Source organism: Leeuwenhoekiella nanhaiensis, assembly GCF_002744755.1.
Taxonomy (GTDB): domain Bacteria; phylum Bacteroidota; class Bacteroidia; order Flavobacteriales; family Flavobacteriaceae; genus Leeuwenhoekiella; species Leeuwenhoekiella nanhaiensis.
The window spans coordinates 205,627-218,221 of the sequence record NZ_KZ319288.1 but is presented as its reverse complement, the minus strand read 5'-3'; the positions used below and the strand labels follow the sequence as shown (position 1 = coordinate 218,221).

Below are 12,595 nucleotides of genomic sequence, written 5' to 3'. Positions count from 1 at the left end.
TTTTCATAGTAATTTGGTTGGTTGTTTCAACTAAATTACGCCATTTCAATCAGGCGATTTTTTGATTTACTGCAGCTTAACAGAACTTTAGTACGGCTGGTTCAAATCTTAATAATCGATTTTGCTTGCGCCTCCTTAAGATATAGTCGCAACTTTCACCGGTTGATAGGGTAACACCACTGTAAAGGTTGATCCCCGACCGGGCTTGCTACGCACTTTGATGTTTCCGCCCATAGCTTCGATTTGATTTTTCGATATGAATAAACCTATCCCTTTAGCATCTTTATTGCCGTGAAAGGTTTTATACATTCCAAATAAATTAGCGCCCATTTTGTCGAGATTCATTCCTAAACCATTGTCTTCAAAGCTAATGTGCACCGAGTCATTGATTAATGACGAACTAATACGCACATAACTTTCCTTATCCTGAGCACGATATTTGATTCCATTTGAAATCAGGTTATAAATAATCGAATCGATATAGGATTGTATTCCCATAACTTCAATATTGGCATCTATTTCATTAATAAGTGTCACATTGTTATCCTGAGCCAGGAAGCTCAGGTTTTTAATAGTCTTCGCTACAGATTCGTGCAACTTTATAGGATTGAGCGAATCTTTAAGTCGGGTGCCGGGCAGGATTACTTCATTTAAATGCGTGATGGTTTCCATCAGATTTTCAGACGTGGTCTTGAGATGCTGAAAGAGTTCGTTCTCTTCAATACCCGGAATTTCCTGAGCTGCCATTTGCAAAAGCATCTCAAAATTACCTGAATGTGCCCGTAAATTATGAGAGACGATATGGGTGAAATTCTGAAGTTTTTCGTTTTGCTCACGCGTAATCTCGACTATTTTGCGCAGTTCCTCTTCCTTTTCCTTAAGATCGGTTACTTCGGTATGGGCGCCAAGCATACGTTTGGGAATACCGTTTTCATCTCTGATGGCGATACCGCGGCAGCGTATCCATACGGTATGTCCCAGCTTGTGTTTGTATCGCACGACCTGATCGTAAGGATAATCAGGATCTTGAAAATGACGTTGAGCCTTTTCAATAGCAAGCTGTAAATCTTCGGGGTCAATGATACTCTGCCAGGAAGCTACTTTGTGGGGCATTTCTGCAGGGTCATAGCCAAGGGTTGTCCAGAATTTCGCATTCATCCATTCTTCTTCGGGATTTTCAAGATCCCAGTACCACATTCCGTCAAGAGATGATTCCTGAATAAACTCAAAAATTCTAGGATCATCTGCTACCAGTTGGTAGAGTTCTTTTTTGAGGTAATTCATCAATGTTGGTTTTGAGGTAGTTTAAAGATAATTCATTTTTTAAATGGAATACAAAAAAATGAAACACTGGTTAAGGGATTTAGAACGAAAAGTATTGTTTGACTTAACAGAAATTTAGGTGTTGAGTAGTAAAAGTCCCACTTGGGCTTTTGTATTTTTAGTAAAACCCGAAAATCAAAAAATATGACAACAGATATGCAAAGCTTTAAAATGCCACCTCTGGTTTTTGGTGGAAATGTTTTTGGCTGGACAGCAGATAAAAAAACTTCATTCAGACTTCTGGATGCCCTTATGGATCGCGGCCTGAATTATATTGACTCTGCAAATGTGTATTCCTATTGGGCCGAAGGGAATAACGGGGGAGAGAGCGAGACCGTTTTGGGAGAATGGATGCAGGCCCGTAAAAACCGCGATAAAGTGATTATCGCTACTAAGGTTGGAAGCCCTATGGGCAAGGGAAGCCCCGATCTTTCTATTCCCTATATAACAGAACAGCTCGATCTGAGCCTGAAACGCCTGCAAACTGATTATATCGATGTGTATTACAGTCACAAATACGATGACAGCACGCCGCAACACGAAACATTAGCAGTCTATCGCAATGCTATAAAAGCGGGTAAGGTTCGTGAAATAGGAGCATCCAATTTCCCACTAGCGGTTATGCGGGAAGCTCTAAAACTGGCAGAAGACGAAAACCTTCCTAAATACACTTTTATACAACCGGAGTACAACCTGATGGAGCGTGATGCTTTTGAAGATGCTTATCGGGATTTTTGTATAGAAAATAATCTAAGCGTAAATAGCTATTTTACCCTCGCGAGTGGTTTTCTTACCGGTAAATATGATGATGCGGCTGATGCTTCGGGAAAAGAACGGGAGCGTTTTGTTAAAAAATACTTTGATGATCGTGGAAAGGCTGTGCTGAAAGCATTGCAACAAACAGCTAAAAAGCACGGTGTTTCACAGGCCGGGATTTCCATAGCCTGGACGATGGCTCAACCGGGTATTTCAGCTCCTATTGTAAGCGCTACCAGTGAGTCTCAGTTAAAAGCTTTTGACGAAGCATTAAAACTTCAATTGGATCAGGAGGATTTGCAACTTCTGGATGATGCAAGTCGTAGAAAATAAATCAGTATTTAGGTAATACGCTTGCTTTTCATTCATCAAAATCATCTAGCGTCGGGCAGTTGTTGCATTTTTTGAAAAATTAACAAAACCTGTTAAGAGTTTCTTAACAGGTTTTGTTTTAGCATAATTCTAAATTGGGGCGATCAAAAAAATACTTTATGAAAATAAAAATGTACCCAATTCTTGCTTTTGCTTTCTCAGTGATGACCGTGGTCTCCTGTGCAAGTACCAAGCAGGCTAAAAAAGGAGCTGCCTCAGCTTCCAGTGAAAAAGAAGAAAAATCAAAAAATGGTCTCAAACCTTATGATAAGGTAATTACCAAAGACGCAATCTCAGATGCCGGTCTATTTACCGTACACAAGGTAGATGACGATTATTTCTACGAAATTCCTGACAGTTTGTTCAACCGCGAGATGCTGATGGTAAGTCGTATTGCCAAAACCGCTACAGGACTTGGTTTTGGTGGAGGTAAGGCTAATACTGAAGTATTACGTTGGGAAAAGAAAGATAAAAAGGTATTACTCCGTGTTGTATCACATCAGATTGTTGCTGCAGACTCCTTGCCTATTCACGAGGCGGTGACCAATTCTAATTTTGAACCGGTTTTGTTTTCTTTCGATGTTAAAGCGATCAGTAAAGATTCAACAAAAACGGTTATTCAGGTTAATGATCTGTACAGTGATGATGTTCAGTCTTTAGGTTTACCGGGATATTATCGTGAAGAGTATAAAGTTTCTTCGGTAGATAAAGGCCGAAGCTATATCGAAAGCCTCAAGAGTTATCCGCTGAATATTGAAGCACGTCACGTAAAAACCTACAATTCCAAGAATCCACCCAGTAATGAAAGCGTAGGCTCAATTACGGTTGAGATGAATGCCAGTATGGTTTTATTGCCAAAAGAGCCCATGGAGCGACGTTATTTTGACGAGCGCGTAGGCTGGTTTGCCAGAGGGCAGGTAGATTACGGGCTGGATGCTCAGGAAAGTAAAACCGTGCGTTATCTGGATCGCTGGAGACTTGAAGTAAAGCCGGAAGATGTAGAAAAATTCAAAGCCGGTGAACTGGTAGAGCCTAAAAAACAGATCGTGTATTATATAGATCGCGCGACCCCTGAAAAATGGAGACCCTATATCAAACAAGGTATTGAAGACTGGCAGGTAGCTTTTGAAGCAGCCGGATTTAAAAATGCGATTATCGCAAAAGATCCTCCATCAAAAGAGGAAGATCCCGAGTGGTCTCCTGAAGATGTACGGTATTCTGTTGTACGTTATTTAGCTTCTCCAATCCCGAATGCTAACGGACCGCACGTAAGCGACCCTCGTAGTGGTGAGATTTTAGAATCTGATATCAACTGGTACCACAACGTAATGACCTTATTACGCAACTGGTATTTTGTACAAACCGCAGCAATCAATCCGGATGCTCGTGGTGTAGCTTTTAAAGATGAGATTATGGGGCGTTTAATTCGCTTTGTATCTTCTCACGAAGTAGGTCATACCCTTGGACTACCCCACAATATGGGAAGCAGTGTAGCCTATCCTGTAGATTCGTTACGTTCTAAGAGCTTTACCGAAAAATACGGTACCGCACCTTCCATAATGGATTATGCCCGTTTTAATTACATCGCTCAGCCGGGTGATGAAGGCGTTTCCATGATGCCAAATATTGGTATTTATGATAAATACGCTATCAAATGGGGTTACAGACCTATTTTGGACAAAGAAGGAAAGGAAGAAAAGCCAATTCTTGATGAGTGGATTTTAGAACACGCCGGTGATCCTATGTATCGTTTTGGTGCGCAGCAATGGGAAGTTGTTGACCCAAGTGCACAGACCGAAGACCTGGGAGATGATGCGGTTAAAGCCAGTAATTACGGTATTGAAAACCTAAAACGCATTGTTCCTAACCTGATCACCTGGACGGCAGAAGATGGTAAGAACTACGATGATTTGGAAACCTTATACGGTCAGGTTCTGGGCCAGTTTAACCGCTATATGGGGCACGTGAGCAACAACATAGGTGGTGTTTATGAGTATTATAAGACTTACGACCAGGAAGGTCCCGTATTTATTCCTGTGCCTAAAGAACGTCAAAAAGAAAGCATGGCCTTCTTAAATGAGCAACTTTTTGAGACTCCAGAGTGGATGATAGATACTGAAATTTTAAACCGAATTGAGCACGATGGTATGGTTGAGCGCATTCGCAGCACACAGTCTCGTACGTTGAATAACGTGCTTGATTTTGGAAGAATGGCGCGTATCATTGAGAATGAAACCCTCAATGGAAATGAAGCATACACGCTAACTGCAATGATGGATGACCTGAGAAACGGAATATTCAGTGAATTGCGTCGTGGTGCAAAAATCGACACCTACAGACGTAATTTACAACGTGCTTATGTTGATCGTCTGGAGTACCTGCTTACCAAAGAGCAGGAGGGACGTCGCAATGCGACTGATGTAAACGTAAGTCAGTCTGATATCAGAGCGATTGCCCGCGCAGAATTAAACACGCTTCAGCGTTTAACTGCTAGCGCTGCAAACCGCACGGGTGACAGCCTAAGCCGTTACCATTTACAGGATTTAAATAAACGTATTGATCTTATTCTTGATCCACGCTAAATCCTGAAACATGATGTAAAATGAAAAGACCGGCAATTGCCGGTCTTTTTTTTAGTCTTTTCTGGGATTTATAGTTACCCCTCCTTTCGGTTTGTCTTTTTTAGGTTTTTGATCTTTACTTCCCTCTGCCCTTTTTGAAGTTTTGCTTTCTTTTTTTGGATCTTTTGACATATCGTTGGTCTTTATTTGTTACACCTTAGTATATTACTAAATAAATTGTTAAAAATCAATAATTTGATGACTTATTTTAACAAATCTATTTCCTATTTTTAACAAATGAGGTTTAATGCGTTTTTAAAAGAATGTCAGGATAAGGAAGTTTTCAAGAAACTTTCTATTTATGCAGTATTCAGCTGGCTGGCAATTCAGGTGATTTCTACATTGCAGCAACCTATGGGATTATCGCCCCGTGTGGTAACCTATGCGCTTATTCTTTTACTAATAGGGTTTCCGGTGTATATCTTCTACATATGGAAATTTCAGATTGCTCCCATTCATAAAAAGCATATGGCTGAAACGGGGAGTTTGCCTTCTAAAAGAGGCTTTTTCGGCAGTAAAACCCCTTTTCAACGCTACTATTTTCTCTCCATATTTATTGTAAGTTGTCTAATCACACTGGTGTTATTCTTTGTAGTGCGCAACAACTTCTTTAAAAATCAGGTACCCAACGAGGCCGGTCTGGCCGGTCCTATAACTCTTAAAAACACGGATAAAATTGGAGTTCTAAAATTTGAAAATAATACGGGTAAAGATACGCTGGATATTGTTGGAAAAATGGCGGCAGATTGGATTACCCACGGAATCACCCAAAAAGATATTGCTCAGGTGGTAACTCCTCAGGTTGTAGAAGATTATTCAAACATTATTAAGTCTCAGCTCAGCGGAAGTAAAAAAAATACCGTTTTACAGGATTATTTTAAACCCGCCCAGATCATAATTGGTAATTTCTTTCTGAATGGTAACCGGCTCATCTTTCAAAGTAGCATTACAGATGGTAAACTGGATAAAACCCTTATCTCGCTTGATCCTGTTGAATGCGATAGCAATAATCCCTTAGACTGTATTGAAGAACTCAAGCAACGTTTGTTAGGTTTCCTGATAACTGCGGAAGAAAAAGATTCTGATTTTGAAGAAACTCCTCCAAAATATGCGGCCTATGAGACTTTTCTGGAGGCAAAGAACGCAGCAGTATATGATGATGGCACTCTTGAATTAATTGAAAAAGCCATTGAAATTGATCCTAAGTACTTTGAACCTCGCCTGTTTCAGCTTACCTATTATTACGATCAGCTTCATTACCGAAAAGCAGATTCCATTTTGAAGATCATTACTAAAAATTTCAGTTCAAATCCCAGACAGCAGAATATAGTACAGATGTATTCTTCGTTGTTAGAAGGAAATAACCGGGAGGTATACCGGCATTTAAAGCGGGAGTATGATCTGGCCCCTTTTGAATTGAACACCAACGCAGCGATGCTTGCAGTAGGTTTGCAGTACATCAATCGTCCTGAAATCATAGATACGGTGTTTCAGGAAATTGACACCAAAGACTCTGATGCTGAGAATTGTTTTTACTGCTCCAACCGGGTTTATATTAAAACCTATTCAGATCTTGCTTTAAAGCGGTTTGATTCGGTCATTAAGTATGCAGGCGCTTTGTACCGGTTTAATGATCAGGAATATTTTTTGAAACCTTTGGCGGTAGCCTACATGGCTAAGGGTAAAGATCCGTTGGAATTATTGACGGCTCCAGGTCTGAGACTCAGTGGGGAGCAAAAGAGCGAGTTTCTCTTATATACGGGAATACAAAGCCTGATTAATCAGGGAGAGGATTCAGCTTCGGTCTACTTTAAACAGCTTTTAAAAATGCCCGAAGGAGAGGCTGCTGATTTTGATATCGCAAGAGCTTATTACTACTCGAAGGCATACGGTAAAGCTTTGGAACAATTTGAAAAATTAAAAGAGCAGGATCCTGAAGATTTAGCAGTCATAGGCTTTTTAGCCAATATTTACGCGCTACAGGACAATCCTGAAGCCGCAAAAGAGGAGCTTGAATTACTCAAAAGTTTAAGAGGCGAGTATCAATTTGGACAAATTGATTATTTACTTTCCAGATACTATGCGGTCATTGGTGATAAAGACCAGGTATTTAATTACCTGAAACGTGCGGTAGCTGCAGGCTATCTGTATACCTCTTCAAAATATCAATACGATCCCCACTTTAAACCCTATCTCAATACCCCCGAATTTAAAGCGATTATGACCTACTGGCATTAAAACGGAATAGAAAACAAGTCAAAAAATTAAAAACCAACTTTAGTATGACTGTGACTTTTGGAGATTTGGTACAGCTGATTAGTGTGATCATCTGGCCGCTCACCCTTTTGATAATCGTCTTCAAGTTTAAGAGCTTCTTTGGCGGGGCAATCAACCGCATGCAATCGCTTGACGCGAGTGCCTCGGGAATCTCGATGACCTTTCAAAATAAGCTAGATGAGGCCAAAACACTTTTAAGCAAGATGGCGCCTCAACTGCGAGATTCAGCAAAGTCTGTGACAGTTTCAGCACAGGGCTCTCCATACGAGCGGGTGCTTAAAGTTAAAAAAGAGCTTGAGGAATTTTTAAACCAAAAGGCAAGGAATCACGGCATTGAAGCCACAAACCAAAATCCGAGTAATCTGTCTTCCCGGTTATCTGAAATAGGTTTAATCACCTTTCAACAACAAAAAGTCATCAACGCAGCCCTTGATCTGGCTAATTCTGCAAACCCTTCAATAACCGATGATCAGGCGCAAGTAGTTGAACAATTGTATGCAACGGTAAAATAAACAACTATGAGTAAACTTTCTAAAGCATACGCGTTACTCATAGGAGTTGGTAACGATTTACCTACCACCGTTCTTGACGCTACCGCTATTTATAATATTTTGGTTGATGAGCAACTTGCGGGTTACCCGGAGGAGAACATCATTCTACTTACCGAAAAAAATGCGACCCGTGAGGGCATTCTTAAAGGCTTCGATGAACTGATAGGGAAGATTGACGAAGATTCCTCTGTGATGCTGTTTTACTCCGGTCACGGCGGATTTTACGAGCCCTGGAATCAGTTTTATTTGGTTCCCAATGATTTTGACCCGGATAACTACGACACGACCTGGGTAAAGGCTGAAGAACTAAGGGAAAAAATAAACAAGATAAACTCCCGCAGGCTGATATTCTTTTTAGACAGCTGTCATGCGGCTGGTATGACCCGGGGAGAGGTAGGAAGCGGTGTGTCAAATACAGTTAGCAAGCTTCAAAATCCGGAAGGCCTGGCTCAGGAGGTTGACGACGGTAAAGGGATGTCTATCTTATCTTCATGCCGCGAAGATCAGCTTTCCTGGATTCTAGATGGCGATCATAACAGTTTGTTTACCAAATGTTTAATAGAAGTTTTAAAAGGAAGGCATAAAGAATCTTTTGATGAAGAATTTGTGCGTATCTCTGAAGTCTTTCAATACATATTTAAGAAAGTCCCTGAGCGTAAGCCTGAACAACGACCGTATGCCAATCTTCAGATTTACGACGATTTTGTATTGAGTTATATTCCTCAGGAGCTGCGCACCAAAGTGAACACCGAAGCGACGCCCCAGAAGCGCACGGTTGATAAATCGCACAAACCAGAGGTGGTTACGGCATTCAGAAAACGGGAGGATGCCCGGGCTGCGATTCTGTTTGTTCACGGTTTTGTTGGCGAAGGTGCTGCAAGTTTTGGCGAAATGCCTCAGTTTTTGATGCAGGATGCGCGTTTTGAAGAATGGGATCTCTTTCCTTTTGGTTTTTCAGAATATGTAGCCCCGCATTTAGGAAAAAGTATTTGGGCAGATGCTGATGATATTGAAAAGCTTGCCGATTATTTAGCCACCTGCCTAAAATTCCGTTTTAGACAATACGAGAAAATAGCCATTTTGGCTCACGGCACCGGCGGACTCGTCGTACAAAAAGCTCTGATTGATTTAAAGGAAAACAGACTCAAAGATCTTAGTCATGTGTTGCTCTTTGGTACACCCAGTGCCGGATTGAAATCGGGCTTTCTCGACCGAATCTTCAATAAAAAATACAGGGATCTGGATGCTTCAGGCGAATTTATAACAGGTTTACGTGCAGATTGGTCGCGGCGTTTTGAAGAATATCCTTTTGATTTTAAGGTGATTGCCGCGGTTAACGATGAGTATGTTACCTCAGAATCTGTTTTCGGTCCTTTTCGGGAAGAGCATACGCTAATGATTCAGGGCTCACACTTTTCGATGATTAAACCCAAATCAGAAGACGACGAGGTGATGAGTCTTGTGCATAGTCTTTTCTCGGCAGATGCGACTTCCGAACAAACTGACGCTATTGATAAAAATCTGGTGACGGGCGAGTTTCAGGCGGTTGTTGAGAAATTTGAACCCAAAGCACAGGAACTTGATAAACGCGGCCTGGAGCAGTTGGTTTACGCTTTGGAAGAATTGGGAAGGGCAGACGATGCTATTTCCATTTTGAGCAAACATCCCTTGTCTCAGGCAGATTCTGATGTAATGGGAGTTTTAGGCGGTCGTTTTAAACGGAAGTATTTAAAGGAATTTAAAACCGCTGACGGCGAAGCGGCAACAAAATATTATAAAAAGGCACTGGAGCTCGCGGAAGCCAATCAGGATTGCCGTCAGATCTATTATCATGCAATCAATCTGGCGTTTTTAAGTCTGATTGTAAATGACGATCATTCAAAAATGACGGGTTATGCCAAGAAGGCTTTAAATTCCTGCGATGAGGATAATTTTGACAGTCTTTGGAAACTGGCCACTTTAGGCGAAGCGCATATCTATCTGGGAAATTTTGAAGAGTCCCGAAGTTTTTATGAAAATGCAGTCGTGTTGGCAGGTCCGCGCGAAAAACATTCTATGTACACCAATGCGTATGCGGCCTATACCCAGCTGATGGAAACGAATAATCCGAAAGACCCGTTCATTCAATTCCTGGATACAAATTTTTTATTGTAATTTACTAGTGCCTAAAGTTTTATAGGTCTATAGACCAATCAGCAGTCTTAACATTTAATGGAATACCCAATGAAAACCTTCAGTAAAAAATCTGATGTTGCTGGTGACTGGCAAAAAGCGGTTAAGAAACCCATACCTGTGAACTGTGTACAGATTCACGAAGCTTTTCAGGTTAAAACTCTTGAAGGAATGATGCAGGGTAAACCCGGTGACTGGTTGATGGAAGGTATTCAGGGAGAGCTCTATGCCTGCGATGATTCGATATTTAAAAAAACCTATGATTTAAAATAAAAGAGTACCCCCAAATCTGATAATCACCATTTTAAATGCGTGTCGCCCTATAAACACGTGTTTTTCGGCTGCCTGGTAAATAAACAAAGCAGCCAACTAACAGAAACGATTATGAATACCGGTACTATTTTTTTTAGCTATTCACGGCAAGACTCTGATTTTGTCATTCATCTTGCTCAAAGCCTCAGGGAAGCAGGGGCAAAGGTCTGGCTTGATCAGTTGGATATTCAACCCGGTTCGCGCTGGGATAAAAGCATTGAGCAGGCGCTTTTTAAAAGCAATACGCTGTTGATTATACTCTCTAAAGCTTCGGTAGAATCTCCTAACGTAATGGATGAAGTTTCGTTTGCTTTAGAAGAAAATAAGCGGGTTGTACCCATTTTGCTTGAAGATTGCGATATTCCGTTTAGACTGCGCAGACTTCAATTTGCAGATTTTACCGGGAATCGCAATCGGGCTTTAAACACGCTGATTGCATCTCTTGGGCTTGAAGATCAGGTAGCTTCAAAGCTTTCTGATACTGCGGCAGACCACAATCTGATTGACAAAGCGGAAAAGGAGTCTAAAGTTGAAAATATTACACCGCCTAAACCGGTTATACCTCCGCCTACAGACACTAAAAAATATCAAATACCCGCTGCGTCAGTTCAATCTACAGCGACCTCTTCTCCTAATTCTGAAAAGAAATCATCAAAAAAACTGTTTTATATGGCTGCGGCCGTTGTGGCTGTAGGAATTGCCATTTGGTCTTTAATTCAGCTTCAAACACAGCCTGAAGAAGAACAACAAATAGCCGAAACCGCCGATGAGACCGATTGGAAATTGATTCAAAATACAGATGATGCGCAGCTTTTTGAAGCGCATATTGCAAATTTTAAACCTTGTGAGCACCTGGCTCTCGCGCAAACAAAGCTTGATAGTCTTAAACCTACTCCAGATGTAGCACTAGTTGACGAGCCTGAGCCCGAACCGGAACCCACGCCTGAGGAGCTTGCACGGGCCGAAGAACAAAAAAAGTGGGAAGCGGTTAAACTGCTGAATCAATATGCAAATTATCTCAATTTCTATAAAACCCATACCGAATCTGAATTTAGAGAAGAGGCAAGAACTAAATTGATTGAATACCTGGATCAGACCGGCTATGTGTACTACGGCAGTAAGTTTAGTAATTATTTTGATTTAGCCTTTGAACCCCAGGGAGACGGTGTGCCGGTGGTTGACAAATTTTACGTTGCAACACAGGCGAGAACCATCAGAGGCGGTAGTGAGTCAAATTCGCCGGCGGTGGGATCTACAAAGTCAAAGTCTTTAGTCTTTGTTGAAGAAGTAATTGAGAGTGGCAGCTCGTACTGGATTAAAATAAAATTTTCTGAAGACCGATTTGTCAATTAACAGACCCAATGATTACATGAAGTCTAAAACGCTTTTTATCAGCTATTCGCGTAAGAATAAAGAAATTGCTCTCGAGTTAGCGCAACGCCTTCAAGGGCATGGCGTAGCCGTCTGGCTTGATCTGCTCAATCTGGAGCCCGGTACGCATTGGGATATTGCGATTCAAAATGCTCTGGAAGAAGCAAATGCTGTACTGGTGCTTTTATCGCCGCCTGCTGTGGCTTCTACCTATGTTTTGAGCGAAATAGACTGCGCTCTGGAACAAAAGAAAAAGATAGTGCCGCTCTTGCTCGAAGAGTGCCGTGTCCCCTTATTGCTTCGCAGGGTACAGTATATTGATTGCAGCCAATCCTTAGAAGAAGGGTTTTTGGTACTGCTTGAGGATTTAAAGCAAAGCAGGGAGGTAGATACAGATCGTTTGGAAGGAACAGCGCAAGCCGTAAATCCCACTCCACAAAAGCATTTGGACCCTGATTTTTTAGAGGAACGGCTTATTTCATCGGAAGAGATCGCCAAAGCAAAAAGCCTTCACCTGTCCCGGGTAAAACGATTGTATCATCTGCTCCTTGGTCTTGGCGTACTGAGCCTTGGTGTTATTGGGATCTTTATGATTAATTTTTTCAATAAAAATCTTGATTTTCAGGATACACAGCAGCAGATCTTAATAAGCGTTCTTGCCATTTTAGCGATGCTCGGTTTATTTATCTACCGGAAAATAGGCGACCGGGACAGTCGCATTCAGCTTATTGAACTTTTTGAACTCAAAAGAAACCGTTTGGAGCGCGCCATTTCAAAGCTTACTGAAGCTGATATCGAAAATATGAACTCCGATTTTATTAGACTAGCCAGCATTTAACC

At 41.4% G+C, this 12,595-nt stretch carries 9 protein-coding genes; 8 read left to right on the top strand and 1 reads right to left on the bottom strand.

Annotation, left to right across the window (positions count from 1 at the left end; all coding sequences use genetic code 11):
* Positions 1-135: 135 nt before the first annotated feature.
* Positions 136-1,284 carry a sensor histidine kinase gene (locus CJ305_RS04655; protein ID WP_099645087.1) on the bottom strand — a complete coding sequence of 383 codons (1,149 nt, stop codon included), beginning with the start codon at positions 1,282-1,284 and terminating at the stop codon, positions 136-138.
* Positions 1,285-1,467: 183 nt separating this feature from the next.
* On the opposite strand from CJ305_RS04655, the gene CJ305_RS04650 reads away from it, so the two are divergent.
* From CJ305_RS04650 to CJ305_RS04615, 8 genes are all read left to right on the top strand, one after another.
* Positions 1,468-2,412: an aldo/keto reductase gene (locus CJ305_RS04650; RefSeq protein ID WP_099645086.1), complete on the top strand. Its 945-nt coding sequence runs from the start codon at positions 1,468-1,470 to the stop codon at positions 2,410-2,412.
* 158 nt (positions 2,413-2,570) lie between these two features.
* Positions 2,571-5,033: a zinc-dependent metalloprotease gene (locus tag CJ305_RS04645; RefSeq protein WP_099645085.1), complete on the top strand. Its 2,463-nt coding sequence runs from the start codon at positions 2,571-2,573 to the stop codon at positions 5,031-5,033.
* A 276-nt stretch (positions 5,034-5,309) separates the two neighbouring features.
* The gene (locus CJ305_RS04640; RefSeq protein ID WP_099645084.1) at positions 5,310-7,310 is read left to right on the top strand and encodes a tetratricopeptide repeat protein; all 2,001 of its coding nucleotides are present in this window, start codon (positions 5,310-5,312) and stop codon (positions 7,308-7,310) included.
* Positions 7,311-7,354: 44 nt separating this feature from the next.
* On the top strand, positions 7,355-7,861 hold the full coding sequence (locus CJ305_RS04635) for a hypothetical protein (RefSeq protein WP_099645083.1): 507 nt from the start codon (positions 7,355-7,357) through the stop codon (positions 7,859-7,861).
* Positions 7,862-7,867: 6 nt separating this feature from the next.
* Positions 7,868-10,054 carry a caspase family protein gene (locus tag CJ305_RS04630; RefSeq protein ID WP_099645082.1) on the top strand — a complete coding sequence of 729 codons (2,187 nt, stop codon included), beginning with the start codon at positions 7,868-7,870 and terminating at the stop codon, positions 10,052-10,054.
* Between the two features lie 69 nt (positions 10,055-10,123).
* The gene (locus tag CJ305_RS04625) at positions 10,124-10,345 is read left to right on the top strand and encodes a PGDYG domain-containing protein (RefSeq protein WP_099645081.1); all 222 of its coding nucleotides are present in this window, start codon (positions 10,124-10,126) and stop codon (positions 10,343-10,345) included.
* A gap of 111 nt (positions 10,346-10,456) precedes the next feature.
* Positions 10,457-11,737, top strand: a complete 1,281-nt coding sequence (locus CJ305_RS04620) for a toll/interleukin-1 receptor domain-containing protein (protein ID WP_143469349.1) — start codon at positions 10,457-10,459, stop codon at positions 11,735-11,737.
* 16 nt (positions 11,738-11,753) lie between these two features.
* On the top strand, positions 11,754-12,593 hold the full coding sequence (locus CJ305_RS04615; protein WP_143469348.1) for a toll/interleukin-1 receptor domain-containing protein: 840 nt from the start codon (positions 11,754-11,756) through the stop codon (positions 12,591-12,593).
* Positions 12,594-12,595 lie beyond the last annotated feature (2 nt).

Coding starts and splice junctions, on each gene's coding strand:
- CJ305_RS04645 (WP_099645085.1), top strand. CDS start 2,571: ATGAAAATAAAAATGTACCCAATTCTTGCTTTTGCTTTCTCAGTGATG.
- CJ305_RS04625 (WP_099645081.1), top strand. CDS start 10,124: ATGAAAACCTTCAGTAAAAAATCTGATGTTGCTGGTGACTGGCAAAAA.
- CJ305_RS04640 (WP_099645084.1), top strand. CDS start 5,310: ATGAGGTTTAATGCGTTTTTAAAAGAATGTCAGGATAAGGAAGTTTTC.
- CJ305_RS04620 (WP_143469349.1), top strand. CDS start 10,457: ATGAATACCGGTACTATTTTTTTTAGCTATTCACGGCAAGACTCTGAT.
- CJ305_RS04650 (WP_099645086.1), top strand. CDS start 1,468: ATGACAACAGATATGCAAAGCTTTAAAATGCCACCTCTGGTTTTTGGT.
- CJ305_RS04630 (WP_099645082.1), top strand. CDS start 7,868: ATGAGTAAACTTTCTAAAGCATACGCGTTACTCATAGGAGTTGGTAAC.
- CJ305_RS04635 (WP_099645083.1), top strand. CDS start 7,355: ATGACTGTGACTTTTGGAGATTTGGTACAGCTGATTAGTGTGATCATC.
- CJ305_RS04655 (WP_099645087.1), bottom strand. CDS start 1,284: ATGAATTACCTCAAAAAAGAACTCTACCAACTGGTAGCAGATGATCCT.
- CJ305_RS04615 (WP_143469348.1), top strand. CDS start 11,754: ATGAAGTCTAAAACGCTTTTTATCAGCTATTCGCGTAAGAATAAAGAA.